Source organism: Mechercharimyces sp. CAU 1602 (assembly GCF_024753565.1).
Taxonomy (GTDB): Bacteria; Bacillota; Bacilli; order Thermoactinomycetales; family JANTPT01; genus Mechercharimyces.
In genome coordinates, this window is the sequence record NZ_JANTPT010000001.1 from 1,832,707 (window position 1) to 1,853,070 (window position 20,364).

The window sequence follows — 20,364 nt, forward strand, 5'->3', positions numbered from 1 at the left end:
CTTCGTATAGTCACTCTATGCAACAATCTTGACACTAGAACAAGCAATACATCCCTGTAAAATCAAGGTAGAAGATTATCCTCATGTGGAGCTACGAATCTGGTAAAATAGATAGTATTGAATGTTATTTGTTTGCCCATCCCTATATATGGAGGTGTTTAGACGGGAGTTCCATCTTACAGTTACAAATGGCACAACACCGTCTTTTCTCATGTCATCAAATTCAACTAATACAATCGACCTGTCCCAATATGTGTCCAATCTTGATGAAAACGTGTATACGATTTTCAACCTGCCCGAAGAAGTGATCGCAGTCATATTTGCCTATGTTAGTCGTAGTTCGGCTAGTTTTCGAGACAATCTGGCCAAACTTTTAGCCGACGAAGAATTGGCAGTCTCTGATCACCATGCCCACGGTGCACGGCTCGTTTCACAAAAAGCTTCTCGTTTCCATGAGAAATGGGTAGTAGGTTATGGTCACTCTAGCGTAGCTGAGCACGCAATTGCCCATATCGGCGTAGAAAAGATTAGTCGTCTCGCCTCGGCTGAGTTAGAGCTGGCCAATTCCTTTAATAGCTTCACCGAATACAGTCAGCGCTACCAGCGTCCTAAACGGGGAGAGTATTACCTTCCTCCGGAACTAGAGAGCGATCCCCAAACAAAAGAAACGTATATTCGACTAAACGAAGAGGCATATACCGTATACGAACAACTGTTGACCCAACTTATCCCTCACCTTAAGAGCACCCTGTCGCAAGGAGAAAAAGAAAGTGAACGGGCATTTCAATCACGCATAGAAAAAATTGCTTTTGAAGATGCTCGTTATGTCTTAACTCTTGCCACACAAACAAGCTTAGGGATGACAGGCAATGGCCGTGCTTTACGCGATACGCTCGTACGCCTTCTAACCAGTCCCTATCCTGAATCACAGCGACTAGCTCATGCATTGGAAAAAGAGATATCCCAAGTGATACCTACATTATTGCGCCATGTAAAACCTAATCAATATCTGCATCACTCTCGGCAAGCACTAGCAAAAAGAGAAGCTGCTCCTACAGAACAGATTAGTGGGACAACCCACCAACCCAGTGCTCGTTTTACCGAGCTACCCGATTATGAAACAACATTAAACAAACTGATGGAGCAACTTTTGATTCATTTGGGCTATTCCTATGAGGAAGCACATACACATTCCAAGTCTCTTACTATCGGAGAGAAGGAAGAAAGAATGCAAGATGCTCTTCAGCATTTACAATTCTTCGATAATCCGATGGAACTGTTCCAACATGTCCACTATCAAGTGGAGATGAAAATCTCTGAAGCAAACTGGCATCAGTTACTGCGTCACAACCGCGGAGCCCGCTTTACATATGGGGAACCCACCACGCGCTTTGGATATACCATTCCCCCTCATATTAAAGAAGCGGGACTTACAAAGCTTTACTCTTCCTTTATCGAGCAAGCTACTACGATACAGCAGCAGCTGGCACAATCTCATCCTCTAATCGCACCATACTGTGTCACCAATGCACATCACCGTCAAATCACGATGACTGCTTCGATGTGGGAAATGTATCATCTGATCAACCTCCGCACTTCTCCTGAAGCACAGTGGGATATTCGTATTGTATTTGAAGAGTTGCTCTCAACCTGGTCAAATCAACATCCTATACTGGCTCGATATGCCAAACGGAGATTATAACGCAATCAACAGCAAAGCGCCAGCGTAAGTTTAACTTCGCTGGCGCTTTATGTAAGCCTCTCTATATTACCCTTCTTCTTCATCTATCTCCGCCAATACAAAAAACGGCGACGTGTTTGCATCTCTTCCAAATAAGGAGTCTTAGCTATTAAAGCCTCCTCTTCCACAGGCACACGAACAAACGTCGTAACTGCTGCATGCAACAATGAAAATGTAACAGCCGTCCCATATGCACCGAAAATGAGCGGTAACGCTAGCATTTCAATTCCCACTATGACATAGTTTGGATGCCGCATATATTGATAAGGCCCTTTGGTAACTGGCTGGTGTCCAGGTACAATCCAGATACGTGTATTCCAATACTTACCTAATGAAAGTAAACACCATATACGTAATCCCTGCGCCAACACAAACAAAGATGCCGCCAACATCCACCACGAGGGGATTATGGTGCTCCCCATCCCAGCTTCAATCCATAAACTGAGAAAGAAACAAACATGAAGCACCACAATCAGAGGATAATGTTGCCTTCCTACCTCGTATCCCCCTTCTGACTTCATCCAATCTGCATTTTGTTTCGATATCCACAACTCCACAAGCCGCTGCACCACGACTATCCCCACGATGATATAAAACCACTCATTCATATCTCACCCTCCTAGCAACCACGATTATATACTGAAGCAATGACTACTCATCCGTCTTTCTCCTATGTAAAGTCCGATCAGATCACTCCACACACGGGGCTTTACTCATCACTGACAACACTTCTTACCGCCATTGCAATAATACTTGCTCCGCACTAAAACCAGGACCTAAAGCAGATAACAGCCCATACTGACCTGCCTTAGCAACTTGCTTGCATTCCTCTTGAAGCACAAAAAGTACAGTAACCGAAGACATATTGCCATAAGAGCGCAGTACCTTTTGTGCAGACTCTAACTTTCCCTCGCCCAGTCCGAGCGCTTGTTGATATGCTTCTAATACCTTTGCCCCTCCAGGGTGGGTGACAAAGCGGCTAATATCGTTTAATGTCAGCTTTGAACGCTCTAAAAATTGCTCCACCACCGTAGGGATGGATCTCCGCACAATCGTAGGGATATCCCGTGAAAAAACAACTTTAAGTCCATCCTCATTTACTTCCCATCCCATCACATCTAAAGAATCCTCCCATGTCTGACTCATACTATCCACAATATGAGGAACAGGTGTAGAAGAACGATTCTCAACTTCTTCGCCTACTATCAACACTGCGGCCGCTCCATCTGCAAAGAGCGATGTAGCAATCAAGTTGCTTTTCGACCGGTCTCTTCTTGAAAATGTGAGGGTACATAATTCCACCGCTAGTAGTAGAATTCTACTTTTCGGATTCGCTTTAGCAAAATCAAAAGCGCGTGCCAGTCCCACAGCGCCCCCCGCACATCCTAACCCCCAGATTGGGGTCCTTTTGAGATGAGGGGAAAATGAAAGCTGATTTATCATATGAGCATCAATACTTGGAGTTGCGATGCCTGATGTGGAAACAAAAACGAGATGATCCACTTCACTTACACCTATCTTCGCTTCATCTAAACATTGACGAATTGCCTTCTCTCCCAATTGACACGCTATTTCTATGTAAGCTTGATTACGTTCGGAAAACGACCGCTCCTGTTCAAACCACGAGCGCGGACGACTCATATATCGTTGTTCTATATGTGTTCGATCAAACACACGCAGTAAACGATCCACATCAGAAAATACTTCGTGAAACAACGTTCGGGCAAATTCCTTTGCCTCCCCTTGTGTCAAACGATATGGAGGGACAGCTGTTCCTACAGCTTCAATCCGAGACATAATAAACCTCCCACTAAAAATGGATAGCCTTAACATGCCCTTTTATAACCAATCATATCCATATAGCGCTATACCTCACCTTGCTTATATTTTCGATATGATGTGCACGCTTCCAACCATCGATATGCGATCACAGGATAGGAAGGAAAATACAAGTGGATATAACTCCCTAACACGTTCCCCCTTTGATACCCCTCACACACTGCTTTTTCCCCTTGAAAAAACGTAAATGCATCTTGCCAGTCTGCTTCTTTTTCAATATAAGAATAGCGAAACTCATGACCTCTCACTTTCTCCCCCTGTTTGAGTAAAAGCTGATCTCCAATTGCGATTACCTCACGATATCCCAGCGCTTGTAATCGCTTCTCCATCTGTATATGTGCAGGAATAATCCCCACCATCGGATAGCGTTCTCCTGCGATCGTCGTCAATGAATGCGACAAATACATATAGCCGCCACACTCGGCATATATAGGCATCCCCTCCTCGTAAGCGCGTTTAATTGAATGCCTCGTCTGTTCTGCCGTGCTTAGTTGCCTCACATATTCTTCAGGAAACCCTCCACCAATATATAAACCATCCGCTTCTATTGGTATTTCTTCTCCTGCAACTGGACTGAAGTAAGTAATCGTTGCCCCTGCTCTAGTTAGTAGTTGTAAATTATCATGATAGTAAAAATGAAAAGCCTCATCCTTCGCGACTGCAATAACCACTTCAGGATATTTATTTTTTTCTAGCGATAAACTTTCTTCCTTCACCTCTATTATTGGGGCACCTTCAGCAATATCAAGGAGTACATCCAGGTCAATACTCTGCTCGACCACTTCAGCCAGGTGAGTAAAAAAGGAGTTTAAATCTCCTCGTTCGATCGTTGGGACTACGCCCAAGTGTCTTTCCGGGATGGCAAGCGAAGTATCATACTTAAGATATCCCACAACTGGCACATGAGCACATTTTTCAATAACCGCTTTTACCTCGGTATAGTGCCCATCACTCCCTACCCGATTCAACACCACTCCAGCCAATTTCACTTTCCGATTCAGCTGTTGAAAACCCATTACTACCGCCGCTGCACTCCGTGACATATTCCACACATCAACGATCAATACCACAGGTGAATCCAACAGCTGTGCAATCTCAGCAGTACTTCCCTCTTCCGTTAGCGTATTCACCCCATCATATAATCCCATCATTCCCTCAATAACAGAGATGTCAGCCTCTTCACTCCCCGTAATTAGAATAGATTGTACCTTCGTCCTCCCTACCATCCACGAATCTACATTGCGCGCAGGAACCTTTGTTACTGCCGTTTGATATGTAGGATCTAAATAATCCGGACCACACTTAAATCCCTGTACACGGAGGCCTCTTCGCTGAAAAGCCGCCATTATTCCCAAAGTAACTGTCGATTTCCCTACACCACTTCCCGTCCCTGCAATCAGAATGCGCGGACGTGTATAAGAACAACCCATCTTATTTCCCCTCTCCTCTCAAAGCAAACCGGGAGAGTAGAAGGTTTTGACCTTCCATTCTCCCGGTAAATACCCACCATAATAACTTCAATGAATGACATACTGAGACTACATTACTCTATTCCCAGTTCCAATTTTTATATTGCTCCCGCAAAGCACGCTTAAGAAATTTACCTGCGGAAGAGCGTGGGATTTCATCTACAAATACGTAGGCATCTGGAATCATCCAACTTTCAAACTTCGTGCTGAGGTAGTCATTTAATTCTTCTACAGTCGGCTTCTTCCCTTCTGCTGGAACTGCAACAACCAGAGGCCGCTCCTGCCACTTGGGATGTGGAACTCCAATGGCAGCCGCTTCGGCAATATCTGGATGACCCATCAAGGTGTTCTCCAGAGCAACAGAACTGATCCACTCCCCACCCGATTTGATTAAATCCTTGGTTCGATCCACAATATTAATATATCCATCCTTATCAATCGTCGCCATGTCACCCGTTTTAAACCAACCATCTTCACTCCAGGAATGTTCGCTTCCCGGGTGATTGTAATAACTTGCCGCGATCCATGGACCACGTACCTCCAACTCACCTATTGATTCACCATCCCAAGGCTGTACTTTATCTTCTACTCGAATACGAGTATCGACAAATGCAACAGAATACCCTTGAGTAGCTCGTAATTGATAAATTTTATCCTCATCATTCTCTATGAGGTGGGGCTTTATTATCGCTCCCGAGCCCAATGGACTTGTCTCTGTCATCCCCCAGCAGTGACGCACTTCCAAGCCATGTTTGTCTAATCCACGAATCAATGACTCAGGCGCTGCTGAGCCACCTACGACGAGTCGCAGATTGTCCACCAAACTCCATTTCCCAGGAAATTTATTTAAAGCTTGAAGGATTCCCAGCCAAATCGTCGGTATACCTGCTGTCATCCCCACTTTCTCTGCTTCATACAAGTCCAGCAAACTAACTGGATCTAGATGTGGACCTGGGAACACCTGTTTCACACCTATCATGGTGCAAGTAAACGGTAATCCCCATGCATTAACATGGAACATCGGTACTACTGCGCAAACAGTATCTGCTTGGCTCACCCCTAATGCGTCTGGAAGAGCAGATGCGAAAGAGTGTAAGATAGTAGATCGGTGAGAATAAACAACCCCCTTTGGTTGGCCTGTCGTGCCAGAGGTATAGCACATTCCTGCTGGCTCATTCTCTTCCAACTCGGGATACGTAAACTCACCTGTCGCTTCTTCTAATAGACTCTCGTAATTTTCATATCCTTCTGGAATGGGTTGGCCCGTTAGAGGAACAACAAATACCCGCTCCACCTTTACCTGCGACTTTATCGCTTCATAAAGTGGGAGAAGAATATCATCTACGATCAAGAAGCGATCTTCTGCATGATTTATAATGTAAGCGATTTCACTTGGATGCAAACGAATATTTAACGTATGCAAAACGCCACCTGCTACTGGAATTCCAAAGTAAGCTTCGAGGTGAGCATAATGATTCCACATAAGAGTACCCACTCGCTCCCCGCGCTTCAATCCAGCTTTCTGCAGTGATTCTGCCAAAGCACGTGTTCTCCGATAGAAATCCCCATACGTATGCCGATGTAATGATTTATCAGGCATACGACTTACAATCTCCGCTGCTCCAAATTGCTCGCCTGCTCGCTCTAACAAATGAACCAAAGTTAATGGATACTCCATCATCGTCGCTTTCATAACCATCGCCCCCTCAGCTCTAAATACAGAATAATACGATAACCCTATATTAATCGAATTTTAATTCCCTTCCATTTTATATTAAAATACCTCATTTGTGTAGTGGATTTAATCAATTTGTAAGATGAAGGAAAAAGAACGAAAGACTTATTTCAAAAATATCGCTCTATCATCTTTTCAGCAGTTCGCACGGCGAGAGCTTGTGTCGTCAATGTCGGATTTGGGCCACCCAAAGAATTTGTATGAACACTATTATCTGCCACATACAACTTCTTCACTTGATACGCCTCCCCATACGAATCCACCACATATCCCATGCGCATCGTGCACTGCAAATGGATAAAAGAGTTTCCCCAATCACTATCAATGATCGTCTCTGCCCCCGCTTGTTGCAATAGAGAAATCGCTATCTTAGTTAATCGTTGACGACGTCTGATAGTGGTTGTAGTCGGTACATATCGAACGACTGGAATCGGTCCGTGTTCATCACTTATAGATGAGTTAATTCTAACATGGTTAGCAGGATCTACTTCATCATCTGTAATGACTGCCATCCCGAGGGACTGTCGATAACGTGCCATCAACTCCTTCATCTTTGCCCCACCCATACGTCCACGATACACCCCCTCTGTGGGATGCGGTTTCTCTACCCACGGAGAATCAGATCGCCCATATCCATATGTAAAAGAGGAGAATAGCGTTGGATCTAAACCCGCTACAGTTACTGATCCCAGCCCAGGAATATCTAAGCGCCCACCTGAAGAAGGACCGACGAACGGGGACACCTCTGGCTTTCCCAGCAAGCGGATTAATTGTTGCTCTGAGAAGATACCTACAATCCAATTCATGTAGTGACTCGTGAGTCCCCTACCCACCCACTCATTAAATGGTAAGTCTGAATTTAACCACAATCGTGGTGACTCAATTCCACCTGCAGCCATCACAACCACCATGCTAGTAAGTTTTTCGTTCTTCCCTGTCCACGTATCACGTATCGTTACACCCGTTACATGTATATTCCCATCAGCTTTACGTTCACTCCATATCTTTGTCACAAATGTGTTGGGACGAATGACCACATTACCAGTGCGCATAGCGAGCGGAATATAACTTACATTGGTAGAACGCTTCGCTGATTTTTCTAGCGAAGGTCCAACAGCACAGCCACTCTCACAATGTCCAGCTAGTGTACACCCTTCCATATGTGCTAGTTGAGAGAGTGAGTATTTCGGGTTCATCAGCTCTTTATTAGGCGGAAGAATCGCATTCGGCTGTGGACGATATCCAGCCTCTGTCACGTTTAATGTAGGAGTAAAGTTCCACCCTGCCTTCTTTGCCGCATAATAAAAAACCTCTTCTTTAGAGGTCGTCGGTGCAAAATGGACAGGAAGGGTTGCCTCCACCCGTTCATAGTAAGGGAGTAGATCATCGTAAAAAAGCGGCCATTCACCATCGATACGCAAGGGAAAAGCACGAGGGGAATTTGCAGTGTAATGAAGCGTCGTTCCTCCCACGCCCGCACTCTGCCAAATACCCATCCCTTCTCTTCCTACTCGCATCCATGGGGCTCGATGACGATTGGCCGGCCCCCACCGAAAACGCCCATACGTATAGTCATTCATGTTATACTCCAATGCATTTAACTGTGATTTATATAGTGCGCCATCCAAATCATTGTAATCCCAACTAGATTGTGCTCCCCTTTCATTTTCCGGACGCTTCCATTTTTTATTTCCATACCACGGACCTGCTTCTAACACCAATACTTGAACTCCTCGCTCCCCTAATTCCTTTGCTATAACGGCTCCGCCCCCACCTGCACCAATCACAATAACATCCGCATCCATTTATTTACTCATCTCCTTCTTTACGTGTCGGTGGAATCAAATACCCCCGCAAATCACGGTAACCATCAGCGGGGCCGGGATAGCCCGTTTGTAACCAACTTATAGGAATTTGATGAAGCTTTAGCTCGAGCGGCATGTGATGTGCTCCAGTCTGATACCCTGACCACTCTGAATAGTATCCAATAAATACAAGTCGAAACAAGGTTTCACTTGCCAATGTGACGAGCTCCTTATACTGTTGAAATGGCCAAGCAAACATCACATGTGGAAATTGGTCATTCATAAGTTGATAAAAACAGTCCATGCGATTAAAAGGAGGTAGTTCTGCAAATAACCTTCTATCTATCCTCTCGTTAACCCTTGACTGAATGTTCTTATCTTGAATATAATATTTTGCCGCCATATTTAACATCGCAGCAGTTGGTAGAGCGAGTGGGACATTTACCATTCGCTCTGACACCTTTATCGCAAACAACCGGTTCATCTCCCAGATCAGAAACTCATCAATCCGTTCTGCCGCTGCCCCGCTCGCTTCCCACTTCCGATCCTCGCTGCTCGGTGTATATGGGATCACCGTTTCAGCAAAAGCTTGATACGTTTCTTTCATAAAAAAATAAGGTTGAAGCAAGGGGAGAACATGCGTGTTCATAGATGTACTCCTCGAGAGCTATGACATCGTAATATGTATGTATTAGCTCAAATGCACTGATATACCTAGTAAGATCTAAATCACGTAACTGCTGGCTGAACCTACATGATTCACTACATTACAACTACATCATTTTGTTTGAATTACGCAAGCTTAAGAGCATGAACTCACATACCGTCAGTCACATGCCCTCATCCGTCACAACGATAACACCATCCACTCCTCATCTATATAACGTTGACCCACTTTCATCGCTCCCGGTTCAACACCCCATGACCGGAATCCACAACGTTCGTACAACTTCTTTGCTCCATTATTCCAACTTCCAACCGCTAATTGTATCTGTTCCACTCCTTCTATGGCACGTGCGCGCGCAATCACCTCTTCTAACAGCGCTTGCCCCACTCTACTCCCTCTCAGTTCTGGAATGATATACATGCCCCATACCACCGCTTTATGATTGATTTTTCTCCCCTCCTCACGCTGAAAACCAACCATCCCCACTAAATCTGTTCCTTGAAAAGCCCCTAAGATAAAATGATGACAGTCCGATTCAATCTCCCTTTCTAACCGCTCACGTGACTTTCGAGCAAAATCATCTTCATCCTCACAAAACGCGTCGGGATGCTCACGCAGTGCTTGCATACGTAAATGTAAAAATGAGTAAACATCTTCCTTAACAAGCATTCGCATTTTCATTTATTTATTACCTCTTTCCCATCAGCCATCGTCATTCATTTTTCACGAAGGATTACAAACAACCCACCGCAGAGATGACTTCGTCGCGCTGGGTAATTAATCTAAACACTGAAATACCTATCCCTCAATCGTACCTCGATTCTTCCACTCTGACGCCAACATTCTAAAAATTAATCTATCTTCATATTCCCCACCCACAGGTGTTCCCTCTTTAATCGTCCCCTCTAAACGGAAACCTAAGCGCTCAGCCACAGCTCGGCTCGGTTTATTACATTTCGCACAACCGATGCTTACCCGATGAAGCCCCCGCTCATAAAAGCACTCGTCGAGTAATGCTTGTACCGCACGTGTGATAATCCCTCTGCCACAATGCTCTTTGGAGAGCCAATATCCGATCTCGCCAGAATTCTCTAGATGATCAAATCTATTAATACCAATTGTACCGGCGATTTCACCATCTACCCATATTCCAAGCTGTAACGAGCCCCCTCTTGCAAACTCTGCTAATGAATAGTTAATAAAGCCTCGCGTATCCTTTACTTCTAGTGTCGTCCTCTCCCACGGCATATACTTGCGCAGGTGCTCACGATTTTGATCGACCAGGTGGAATAATGCTTCTGCATGCCTTGCCTCTAGTAATCTCAAATACGTATTTTGTCCAATATCAAATTGAAATAACATGATACTCCACACTCCTTAAACCCCACATAACCTCTATATTTCTCCCATTATACAAAAAAGAGAAAAAAGAAGATAGACTATCTTCCTTTTTCTTCAGGGCCCATTCTATAGAGAAGTATCCATGATCAGCGTAAGGAAACCCTGTTCACTCCCCCTAATAACCTAAAATAGCATATTTAAACCCATGTTCTTTATTCACAAACTCCCTAATATCACTATAATTAACCTCTACCTCCATATGGTCTCCACGGGCGTGATTAACGGGAAAACTTAGCCCAAGCCTATTCTGGGTCAGATAGGAATAAACAGAACCCTCTTCATTCTCAATCATATCAGCACTTTGCAGAAGTCTCTTCAACTCCTCCTCATCATACTCGTCTAAAACTGCTGGATCCCCTTTTAACCCTGCACCACTTTTTAATGCTTTAATAAACGCATCATTAACTGTAATATAGTCAGCTAAGCGCACCTTACGATCTACCACTAGATCTATATTGCTCGAGTATAGAAGATTAGTTGGGTAGGCTGCTCCTTTCACATAGGCTACACCCGTATACAGAATGCTAAGTGAATTACCACTAGCAAAAGAAGCTTGATATCTCACATCGATCTTTACATCTTCATCTAGATAAGAGTAGAATTGGATGATCTGCAGAGCCTCATCTTTGATTAATAGGTTTACCTTATCCAATTTATCAATCAACTCTTCTCCTTCTAAAAGGGAGTGAGGCGCAGCTGGATTAATAATCTCAGGATAAACAATCGAAATATCCCCCTGTTTGTACTTCTGCTCCTTTAAGTCATAGCTAAACGCCTCCTGACTACCCTTTTCCACCTCTGCTCCTAATCCACTATCCCCCTCATCCATTCCTGCTTCATTACCCTCTCTTCTCTCTTCTACCTCTTTTCCCGTTTCCTTTGCAGTATCATTCTCAACAGACCCACAGCCGTATCCCAAAAAACTTATCGTAAGCAACAAGATTACTACTATCGTCTGTTTCAACTTTCCCGCTCCTTTAATCAAGGTACTTCGTTGTGATTCAATTTTGTGTGTTACATGATTATGACGGTACATCCAAAACATATGCATATATTGGTATATTATTGTAAAATATGATCAAGAAGTTATAAGTCGACCGTTATCTATAGCAGAGAAGAATACATCTTGTAGTTGGAATTATTCGATATTTTCGTTTTATAAACCTCCTGGCTCCAGCTAAAAAAGGGGATTACAATATTAAAGAACAGAGAAAAATTCCCTGTTCTCTACTCTCTACCTCTCACTTGATCCAACCAATCTACCCATTTGTCTAGATGCATCGGATGGCAAGCGGTCAGATATGGTTCGGACACCTTATGTAAAGTCGACAAAGGCTGTCCATCATAATCCGTAATCACAATTCCTGCTTCTTTTGCTAATAACAAACCCGCATACAAATCGGTTCCTTCTGAATTATACAAAATAACCCCACCTAAATCTCCTCGGGCTAACATGCTCCATGCAATTGCAGGTGCCCACAGACGCAATACGCGTTTAAAATCATTCTCCAAGTGACGCCTCAACTGAGCTGCTTCTGGATCGTTTTGCACCATATGACCTTGAATCCAACTTATTGTTTGCCGATGAAACGGAACAGGTGGATGTGTAGGAATTCGCAGTTGCACTCCATCACAAAATGCCCCCTGATTCCGTACAGCCCAGTATAGCTGTGCACGATGAGAATCATAAATTACGCTCATAACAGGCTCATCATGATGCAACAGGGCGATACAAACTCCATACAGGGGCAAGCCGATCGCAAAGTTATTCGTCCCATCCAATGGATCCACCTGCCATAGCCATTCCCCTTCCTCTCCGATCATGCCAGCTTCTTCACTTTCGATTTGATGAGTCGGGAAATATTGGCGAAGATAGTGAAGAATCACTTCTTCAGCTAAAAGATCTACCTCAGTTACTACATCGCCGTCCTCACCCTTTTCCACTATAGAGAATGAACCTACAAACCTCTCCTTTGCGATCTTTCCTGCCTCAGTAGCAGCCACCATGGCTACTTTTCGTGCTTTCTCCAATATCGCTTCCACTTACAATATGGCCCCTTCCTTAATAAAAAATAACTAATAAGATTATATACCCCTGAAACTATCTATCCACGATCCCCCTTCCCTCCTTTGAAAACCATAAGGCAGCAGGTCCAGGAGAAAGGTAGCTTTGCTTTAATGCCCACGAAACCTGATATTTTTGTAGCACTTCCTTTAACGCTAACCAGGGTGATCGTAGCGATTCTTGTTCCTGTCGATATGCTTCAATCGATGACAAGATTGCTGTCCTTTCTTCTGTTGAGGCTATACTTTTGATATGCCCGTAAAAGTGATAAAGAACATCCGTATGCTTTTTTCGCGTCGCTGGAACTTGTAGTCCAGCAAATAGCACTTGTCCGTACTCCTGTAATCGATCTTCAAATCCGACTCCACCACCTTGAGCGACTAACTTACCCATCTTTGTTAGGTGGGGACGACTGTGTGCAAGCAGTTTCATTTTATAACGACTGTGAAAAGAACCCCAACGGGTGGGGGTGAACCCGTCGGCATAAATTGCCGCCCACTCTTCATAAGCGACCACCTGTTCAGCAAACGAAATTAATACCTCTATAGAGCCAAGATCGCTTTCCTCAACTATGGGCATATTAGGAAAAAAAGACCGTAGCGCATGAACAAACAATCCACTTCCTTCATCTACTTTCTCCCCTTCCTCATTATATAACGGAACCCCTTCAATCCCACAGGAAGGAGATCCTTTTTTAAATATATAACCACTTACACACGCTCGTGCCAGCTCGGGCATCGTCTGTTCACATACTGCTTGCATAAGTGTAGTGAGGTTCCGCTTACTCTTAACAGTAACCAGCTCCACTCTGCCATCCCGCGGTCGAACCAGATTCATCGGTTCACGCGGCGCTCCTAAACCCATCTTCATTTCAGGACAGACAGGTATAAAGGAAAAAAGGGGGGCTAAATTCTCCACAATCCTGGGATTATATTTGTCCCGTCCATCATAACGAACTTTCTCTCCCAGTAAACAGCTACTGATAGCTATCTTTACCATCGGGGGACGTGGAATCATTGCTGTATCTCCTCTTTTTACTTATTAGCCTTGCTTTACTTAATTAGCCTTGCAGTTCATGTTTTAACGCAGACTCTAGCTCTGGATAACGGAATTGATACCCGGATGATTTCAACTTTCCAGGTTCAATACGACTACCTGTTAAGAGCACTTCTTCCCCCATTTCCCCCAGTAATAGCTTAATTAATCCTGCAGGTTTGGGAAATAACGCTGGACGTCCTAATACTTTTGCTAATATACGTGAGAACTCCGCATTAGTAACGGGGTTAGGACTAACCATATTAACCGGGCCAATCACTTCCTCATGCTGAATCAAGTGATGGATGATGTAAGGAATTTCATCAAGTAAAATCCAACTCGTAATCTGCTTCCCACTTCCCATTCTTCCTCCCAGTCCCACACGGAAGAGCGGCAACATCTTAGCAAGCGCACCACCTTTTCTGCTCATTACCACCCCTAAACGCATATTAACAACCCGAATTCCAGCTTGCGCCGCAACTTCTGTCTCCTTCTCCCACTCTTTTTCTACCGATGCGAGAAAACCTTTCCCCAGTGGGCACGATTCATCTACTGGTGTCCTTCCTGACGTATCCGCATATTCTCCACCTGAAGCAGATAAGAGAAGTGCTGGTGGTCGCGATAACTCAGTTAGGGCTTGTGCCAGCAGAGAAGTTCCCAGTTGCCGACTCTTTAAAATCTCATATTTACGCTCTCTCGTCCATTTTCTTGCAGCAATGTTAGCTCCCGCCAGATGAATCACTACATCTTGTCCCTCCAACCCTTCCTTGCTGATTTCTCCCTTAGTCGGATTCCAATAAATAGCAGGTTCATCATACTCGCTTCCGCTTTCACCGCGCACAAGACGTGTAACATGATGTCCCTCCTGCCGAAAATGATTTACCAATCGATTCCCAACCATCCCTGTCGAACCGGTAATGGCGATTCTCATCTTTTATAACTCCCTTCGTTATGTAACCGCTTATCTTCTTCTATGTTTTAATGGAGTTCCGATGGTCAAACCGTTGGATTTTATCTCCATAACTGCATCCGTTGATTTAAATTTCCTGTGTATAGTTCTAATTCCGTCCCGTCGGGATCGAGAAAATTGACCACCTGCCCTCCTCCTCTTTCTGTTGGACCCCGAATAATTCTTACTTTATTTTCTTGCAAGGTGTGTACTGCTCCTGAAAAATGATCCTCTCTCATCGAAAAAGCAATATGATCAACACCATAACCCTCTGTTGGTTGAGAAAATACACGTTCTAACAAGCAAATCCACACTCCGCCCCACTCCAGGTAGGCATCACTATTTCCTAGATGAATTCGTTTCATACCCAGCACTCCCTCATAAAAAACAAGAGCCCGCTCTAAGCAGGAAACACGGATTGTAATATGGTTCACTCCTGTTATCTCTATATTTTTTCACCCTTTCTTAAACATCCTCGGTTCCCGCTCGTCCGTTAACAATAAAAAAGGAGGCGCAGCTCTTTCGCTCTCCCCTTTTTTATATGAGAATCTCCCCACAATAAGCTGCTTTTCACTCATGATTCCGTATCATTCCCCAGTATCACAACCTGGTAACTTCCCCTGTTCAACCACTCTCTCTTCTTGTTAACACGCTGATATGGAATAGTAAGGGTAAAGCTTTGACGAAATGGGTTAGGCTGGAGTCGAATAGAATATTTCCCCTCCCACTGCGGTAACCATGTCTCTCCCTGATATAATATGCCTTCCTTATACCAGGGGAAGTGATTAACCCCTGGTTCATTTAAGCAGATGAACAGGGAGAGATCGTCACAAAACTGAAGTAGTTTATAATTAGCAGCCACTGTCTGCCACACGCACTCACCTAAACAAGTACGAAGTTGTTGTTGACGCTCTTGTTCACTTCGATAAAAGCGGATCGCTTCCTCTTCAACGGCTGTAGAAAAAAAAGAAGCGAAGTGAAGACTACATAAGGCACCTGCATATGCATCTTCCGCTTGTATACGGTCAATCCCTCGCTTATATGCCGGTAGTTTAGGTACCAATGGGAAATCAATAAATGAATAAGGCGCCCCTGAATCCTCATTCCAACAAATCTCCTTATCCAGCTCCCTCCATGCCACATCGTGATAAGCAATAGCAAACAAGGTGGATGTCATTTGATCCAGTTGGAATCTCCAATTAACTGCGAATTCACCTGCCAGCAATCCGTGATCATGCTGAGTAATCAGCAGATATTCATCTCCCTGTTCTCTTACAATCAATCACACTGCCTCCCAACCCTGCTTCGGATCTTATTGTTAGTATATATATTCCACTCCTATTCAGTTGCTTAAACCTCTGTCCACCTTCCTACACTGTTAAGGAACTATAATCAGCGCGAGTCGATGGTTCTTATATAAGCTTAGTTAAATCAAAGAAGCGGGGTTATCCCCCGCTATTGCCCCACCTTTGCCAACGCAATGGAGAAAGGAAATAGATGCTAAATAGTAAGAGCACCACACCCAGTAACGAGTAGGTACTGGTAAAAATAAAAAATCCACTCAACTGATCTTCCCCTTGAAATACATAGAACATAGAGGTATTAAAATATGTTTCAATGAGGGACATTATCGGGTTTAACCCTTCCAACCATTCTAAAATTAGTGAATGCTCTTGTATCTTCCCCTCATTCATCCGACTCCGATCCATCCACATCGTAACGAAGCGATGAGCGATAAATCCTCCTACCCCAATAACCGCTACTGATATATAAGTAACAACGGTAGCTATGGCAGACCGTTTAATCAAGCTAGAGAAAAAAATACCTAAACAGCCCATGAAAAAAATTGAAACGATCAGATGAGCGATGACGCGAATTAACTGAAAAACAGATGTACCTCCGAAAAGGAACATGATCGCATAAAGCGGAACTGTAGCGATGAGCAAAATCACCATAAAACTGAGGGACGATATTAATTTACTCATTACAATACTGGTTGAACTAAGTGGAGTAGTAAGCAACACTGGAAGCGTCTGCCTTTCTCTTTCTCCGCTAATCAAACCAGCTGTAAGTCCCGGTATGACAAAAGCCATCATGACCAACTGAACCACAGCTAGTACCAAAAAGAGCATCTGACTTTCGTCAGGACGCAAAAATTGTCCATCCGGTGTAGACAAATAGGCGAATGCGAATGAAATGACACCAGTAATGAGTAAATAGAGCGCCACCAGCCAAGGCGTTCTCCTACGCCGCATCCGTTGGCGAAACTCTTTTTCGATGACGGGGTTACGGAGAAATCGATTCCACCACTTCATGCTTGCTCCTCCTCTTCCTTAGCTGTAATTTGCAAAAACAAATCTTCCAAATCAGTCGTAACCTTTTTAAAGTCCAGAACCGGAATTTCATCTCTTATTAATGCTTGTAATACTTCTACTTGTTCTTGTTCACCACCGTGAAGGTGCACCTTCAATGTCTCACCTACATGATAAACAGAGACTACTTGGGGATAATTTTGTAACAACTGGCGTGCTTTCTCTCCGTTAGACAGCACGCTAATCTCCACTCCATGTCCCCCGTTCAGTTGCGCACCTATATTATCAACACGATCACTGGCTTTCAACTTGCCCTCTTCCATCACACCAATCTGATCACACAAATGTACTAACTCGGGTAAGATATGCGAACTAATCATAATTGTCTTACCCATGTTTCTCAACTCGTGTAATACATTTCTAAACTCAATGCGTGCACGTGGATCTAACCCTGATGCCGGTTCATCTAAAATGAGAAGTTCAGGATCATGAACCAATGCACGCGCTAACCCTAATCGCTGTTTCATTCCGCGCGAAAGATTATCTACGTATGCATCACGCTTATCACTCAAATTGACTAGTTCTAGCAGTTCATTCGCCATTTTCCGTCTCTGTTCCAGCTCTATTCCATAAGCAGCAGCATAAAAACAAATATATTCTAATGCTGTCAAGCGGTCGTAAACTCCAAAAAAATCAGGCATATAGCCGATAATATGCCGGACTTCCTGCGCTTGTTTCACAACATCCAATCCGTCGATCCAAGCTCTTCCGCCTGTTGGGGCGAGTAATGTAGCTAATATTTGCATCGTTGTTGATTTTCCCGCTCCATTAGGACCGATAAAGCCAAACACACTACCCTTTTCTACATCTAGATTTAGATCTATCAATGCATTCGTTTTACCATAAGCTTTACTCAAGTTTTCTGTTCGAATCATCGGCTCACTTCTCCTTTCACTTGAATCGACGGTAATTGGCCACCGTTATCTCGGAAACCACTGATCCTAATCTGGATGCGTCGCAGTGGGGAAACATAGTTTGCAGGCTTTTTAATCTCGCTTGTCCCTGATTCTACCTTCACCCATTTCTTCTCTTTCACATTGAAAATCTCAATATCCAGCCCTAACATGTCCGTCTTCACCTGCAATTCTTTCACTGAAAGCTGTTCTTGCACAGGGAGATCATAAGCGAGCACCGCAACATCACTTCTTCCCCAAAAGATTCCATCATGCTCTAACATGAGCTTCCCTTGGATCACTTTTGGTTGAATTGAGCCCAAAGGCCAAAAAATCTCCCCGTTCTCCTCAGGTGAAATGGTAATGGGTGCTGATATCAGAGTTAGATACTCCACTTTCTGATTCACAGATTCATTTCCTTCCTCTACCTCCAGCTCATAAAGAGAATCTTTCGTCCACCCATACAGTTTCATATCCGACTGCGCTATGTGGATCATATATGCTTGAAGCAATATCTCTTTTCTCGTCATATTGGGCGATGGAGATGAAGGAGAAGAGAGGAAGAATGGATTCGGCTTCAGCTGATCCAGCTCGATCTTCACATCCTTTTCCTCACCCGCCTCCAAACCACCCACCTGTTTCTCCAGTTTCCCAATCCGTAGTACAGCATCTTCTAATGCAATCTTCGAGTTATTCCGTACCTTCCCTACTAGATCGCTACCTTTCATCCGCAATTCAACTTGAATCGGCCCTCTAACATCCACTTCCGTATGAATATAAGAACGAACAACCGCCCAATGACCAACGTCAGAATAGGTTACGCTATCTCCTCGATCAGTTGAGGGGCGTACCATTCCTGCACGTAACACCTCATGCTCCAACTCAAAGGGCCATAAAAATGCGTGCTCTTTTCCTGACATGGTATAATCACCACTCTTGGGCACTACTACTCCCGCAACACCATTTACGCTAGCTACTCCGTCTTCATCGATCTCGGCATAGCCCAACTGATGCACCAACGCATCACTCCCGCGAATTTTCTCCACATATCCGTAAATGCCACACGTAACTACTAGTCCGATGAGAGGAATCATGCCCCACATCCACACTTGTTTTTTAAAGCGTGATAATACCCAATAAATTAGAGGCCCTACGGTCGCCACATAAAGCAGAAAAATAAGCGCCATCACTTTAAGACTCGGTAGTTTTAAATGTGGCATTTTATACAGAGCCTCATTTAAAAGCCAAGAGTTACCCTCAAACAAAAGGGTATCATCCTCAACTGTATATATCTTACTGTCCTGAAGCAGAGTTGCCCATAACTCTGCATTGCCTCGCCAGTCGACGAGTGGCTCAAGAGAGAGATCATATGCAGCAAAAAATACTTTGCCTTCACCTAAAGATCGTACCGCCACGAGCGGCAGTGTTTTTGTTTTTGCTACTATTTCTCCTTCCTCTTTTACAGTTGCTTTTGTAATTTTCCATTGATCTAATGCGGGAGCTTCTCCCCATTTCTCCAAGCCCTCACTCATTCCCTCAGCTTCACTCACTCCGGCTACCGTAACTGGCAATACGTCTTCCCAATCTTTATAAGCCGCCTTACCCTGACCACCTGCCACTACAAGTGTTCCACCATTACGCACCCAGCCCTCGATCGCTTTCCGTTTCTTCTTTTCCATCATCTCAGGACTGCGATTAATCATAATCACATCCAAACTGGCAAGGGCCCGTGATTTGTCAGGTATCTGCGATGGTGTTAATTCTACTATGACAGCTGGTGACTGATCACTTTCTATCTGCTTGATCATCCTTTTTGTCTCTGGTTGATCGCTAATTATCCCTACAAGTCGATCTTCACTACCTAATGAAGAAGCAATAAGGTCTACTTCTTTTATCACCTCTTTTCCCACTATAAACTGAACGCTAGGTTCTTCTTCATTAAAAAGTCTAGAAGGTATCACAAACGAAACTGCTTTTGTCCTATCTGCGGCCAATTCAACCGAGTGGCTGATTTCAGGAACATACTTAAGTGAGGTCTCTTGCGACTTACTGGTCAATCGCAGGAGACCAGCTAAATCTTTTTTACTATTGTTTGTGATTGAGACCTTTACTGGAACCCAACCTTCCTTGTACTTACCATCAAACCCTTCTTCCACTTTTAGTTCAAGCTGTTCGTCCCCACTTGCCTCACTATTAGCAAGGGGGGTGAAGAGTAAAGCGACCATCACCATGATAACCGACATTTTACGAATCCATGTTTTCACCCTACACTCTCCTTTTTTTATTTTTATGTATGCTTTTAAGCTAGCACCTATCGCATTAAAAAGTTGAGTGGATACCATCTTACACTCTTCTCCATCTTACATAGTAATTCTATGGAATAAAGGAGAAAA

The 20,364-nt window shown here is 44.0% G+C and carries 18 protein-coding genes; 1 reads left to right on the forward strand and 17 read right to left on the reverse strand.

Annotated features, from left to right (window positions below):
• Positions 1-148: 148 nt before the first annotated feature.
• Entirely contained in the window at positions 149-1,702 is a 1,554-nt protein-coding gene (locus tag NXZ84_RS09490) for an FAD-dependent thymidylate synthase (RefSeq protein WP_258840010.1), read from the forward strand.
• Positions 1,703-1,785: 83 nt separating this feature from the next.
• On the opposite strand, the gene NXZ84_RS09495 is transcribed toward NXZ84_RS09490, so the two are convergent.
• The 17 genes from NXZ84_RS09495 to NXZ84_RS09575 form a co-directional block, all read right to left on the reverse strand.
• The gene (locus tag NXZ84_RS09495; RefSeq protein ID WP_258840011.1) at positions 1,786-2,349 is read right to left on the reverse strand and encodes an isoprenylcysteine carboxyl methyltransferase family protein; all 564 of its coding nucleotides are present in this window, start codon (positions 2,347-2,349) and stop codon (positions 1,786-1,788) included.
• Between the two features lie 124 nt (positions 2,350-2,473).
• Positions 2,474-3,538 carry a type III polyketide synthase gene (locus tag NXZ84_RS09500; protein WP_258840012.1) on the reverse strand — a complete coding sequence of 355 codons (1,065 nt, stop codon included), beginning with the start codon at positions 3,536-3,538 and terminating at the stop codon, positions 2,474-2,476.
• A gap of 68 nt (positions 3,539-3,606) precedes the next feature.
• Positions 3,607-5,010 carry a cobyrinic acid a,c-diamide synthase CobB gene (locus NXZ84_RS09505; RefSeq protein ID WP_258840013.1) on the reverse strand — a complete coding sequence of 468 codons (1,404 nt, stop codon included), beginning with the start codon at positions 5,008-5,010 and terminating at the stop codon, positions 3,607-3,609.
• A gap of 118 nt (positions 5,011-5,128) precedes the next feature.
• The gene (locus NXZ84_RS09510) at positions 5,129-6,742 is read right to left on the reverse strand and encodes a long-chain fatty acid--CoA ligase (protein WP_258840014.1); all 1,614 of its coding nucleotides are present in this window, start codon (positions 6,740-6,742) and stop codon (positions 5,129-5,131) included.
• A 152-nt stretch (positions 6,743-6,894) separates the two neighbouring features.
• Positions 6,895-8,589, reverse strand: coding sequence for a GMC family oxidoreductase N-terminal domain-containing protein (locus tag NXZ84_RS09515; protein ID WP_258840015.1), 1,695 nt, complete (start codon positions 8,587-8,589; stop codon positions 6,895-6,897).
• Positions 8,590-8,593: 4 nt separating this feature from the next.
• Positions 8,594-9,238 (reverse strand): hypothetical protein, encoded by a 645-nt coding sequence (locus NXZ84_RS09520; protein ID WP_258840016.1) that lies wholly within the window; start codon positions 9,236-9,238, stop codon positions 8,594-8,596.
• Between the two features lie 198 nt (positions 9,239-9,436).
• A complete protein-coding gene (locus NXZ84_RS09525; RefSeq protein ID WP_258840017.1) occupies positions 9,437-9,937 on the reverse strand; it encodes a GNAT family N-acetyltransferase in 501 nt (166 codons plus the stop codon).
• A 117-nt stretch (positions 9,938-10,054) separates the two neighbouring features.
• A complete protein-coding gene (locus tag NXZ84_RS09530) occupies positions 10,055-10,618 on the reverse strand; it encodes a GNAT family N-acetyltransferase (protein ID WP_258840018.1) in 564 nt (187 codons plus the stop codon).
• A 154-nt stretch (positions 10,619-10,772) separates the two neighbouring features.
• The gene (locus NXZ84_RS09535) at positions 10,773-11,621 is read right to left on the reverse strand and encodes a hypothetical protein (protein WP_258840019.1); all 849 of its coding nucleotides are present in this window, start codon (positions 11,619-11,621) and stop codon (positions 10,773-10,775) included.
• 263 nt (positions 11,622-11,884) lie between these two features.
• Positions 11,885-12,700, reverse strand: coding sequence for an inositol monophosphatase family protein (locus NXZ84_RS09540; RefSeq protein ID WP_258840020.1), 816 nt, complete (start codon positions 12,698-12,700; stop codon positions 11,885-11,887).
• 58 nt (positions 12,701-12,758) lie between these two features.
• On the reverse strand, positions 12,759-13,739 hold the full coding sequence (locus NXZ84_RS09545; RefSeq protein ID WP_258840021.1) for a YbgA family protein: 981 nt from the start codon (positions 13,737-13,739) through the stop codon (positions 12,759-12,761).
• A gap of 43 nt (positions 13,740-13,782) precedes the next feature.
• Positions 13,783-14,688: a TIGR01777 family oxidoreductase gene (locus tag NXZ84_RS09550; protein ID WP_258840022.1), complete on the reverse strand. Its 906-nt coding sequence runs from the start codon at positions 14,686-14,688 to the stop codon at positions 13,783-13,785.
• 80 nt (positions 14,689-14,768) lie between these two features.
• Entirely contained in the window at positions 14,769-15,155 is a 387-nt protein-coding gene (locus NXZ84_RS09555) for a VOC family protein (protein WP_258840382.1), read from the reverse strand.
• A 125-nt stretch (positions 15,156-15,280) separates the two neighbouring features.
• Positions 15,281-15,988: a DUF3891 family protein gene (locus tag NXZ84_RS09560; protein ID WP_258840023.1), complete on the reverse strand. Its 708-nt coding sequence runs from the start codon at positions 15,986-15,988 to the stop codon at positions 15,281-15,283.
• A 163-nt stretch (positions 15,989-16,151) separates the two neighbouring features.
• Positions 16,152-17,021, reverse strand: coding sequence for an ABC transporter permease (locus NXZ84_RS09565; protein WP_258840024.1), 870 nt, complete (start codon positions 17,019-17,021; stop codon positions 16,152-16,154).
• On the reverse strand, positions 17,018-17,953 hold the full coding sequence (locus NXZ84_RS09570) for an ABC transporter ATP-binding protein (RefSeq protein WP_258840025.1): 936 nt from the start codon (positions 17,951-17,953) through the stop codon (positions 17,018-17,020). The genes NXZ84_RS09565 and NXZ84_RS09570 overlap by 4 nt, the downstream gene beginning before the upstream one ends.
• Positions 17,950-20,235 carry a DUF7408 domain-containing protein gene (locus tag NXZ84_RS09575; RefSeq protein WP_258840026.1) on the reverse strand — a complete coding sequence of 762 codons (2,286 nt, stop codon included), beginning with the start codon at positions 20,233-20,235 and terminating at the stop codon, positions 17,950-17,952. The genes NXZ84_RS09570 and NXZ84_RS09575 overlap by 4 nt, the downstream gene beginning before the upstream one ends.
• Between the last annotated feature and the right edge of the window lie 129 nt (positions 20,236-20,364).

Coding starts and splice junctions, on each gene's coding strand:
- NXZ84_RS09490 (WP_258840010.1), top strand. CDS start 149: ATGGAGGTGTTTAGACGGGAGTTCCATCTTACAGTTACAAATGGCACA.
- NXZ84_RS09495 (WP_258840011.1), bottom strand. CDS start 2,349: ATGAATGAGTGGTTTTATATCATCGTGGGGATAGTCGTGGTGCAGCGG.
- NXZ84_RS09500 (WP_258840012.1), bottom strand. CDS start 3,538: ATGTCTCGGATTGAAGCTGTAGGAACAGCTGTCCCTCCATATCGTTTG.
- NXZ84_RS09505 (WP_258840013.1), bottom strand. CDS start 5,010: ATGGGTTGTTCTTATACACGTCCGCGCATTCTGATTGCAGGGACGGGA.
- NXZ84_RS09510 (WP_258840014.1), bottom strand. CDS start 6,742: ATGAAAGCGACGATGATGGAGTATCCATTAACTTTGGTTCATTTGTTA.
- NXZ84_RS09515 (WP_258840015.1), bottom strand. CDS start 8,589: ATGGATGCGGATGTTATTGTGATTGGTGCAGGTGGGGGCGGAGCCGTT.
- NXZ84_RS09520 (WP_258840016.1), bottom strand. CDS start 9,238: ATGAACACGCATGTTCTCCCCTTGCTTCAACCTTATTTTTTTATGAAA.
- NXZ84_RS09525 (WP_258840017.1), bottom strand. CDS start 9,937: ATGAAAATGCGAATGCTTGTTAAGGAAGATGTTTACTCATTTTTACAT.
- NXZ84_RS09530 (WP_258840018.1), bottom strand. CDS start 10,618: ATGTTATTTCAATTTGATATTGGACAAAATACGTATTTGAGATTACTA.
- NXZ84_RS09545 (WP_258840021.1), bottom strand. CDS start 13,739: ATGATTCCACGTCCCCCGATGGTAAAGATAGCTATCAGTAGCTGTTTA.
- NXZ84_RS09550 (WP_258840022.1), bottom strand. CDS start 14,688: ATGAGAATCGCCATTACCGGTTCGACAGGGATGGTTGGGAATCGATTG.
- NXZ84_RS09565 (WP_258840024.1), bottom strand. CDS start 17,021: ATGAAGTGGTGGAATCGATTTCTCCGTAACCCCGTCATCGAAAAAGAG.
- NXZ84_RS09570 (WP_258840025.1), bottom strand. CDS start 17,953: ATGATTCGAACAGAAAACTTGAGTAAAGCTTATGGTAAAACGAATGCA.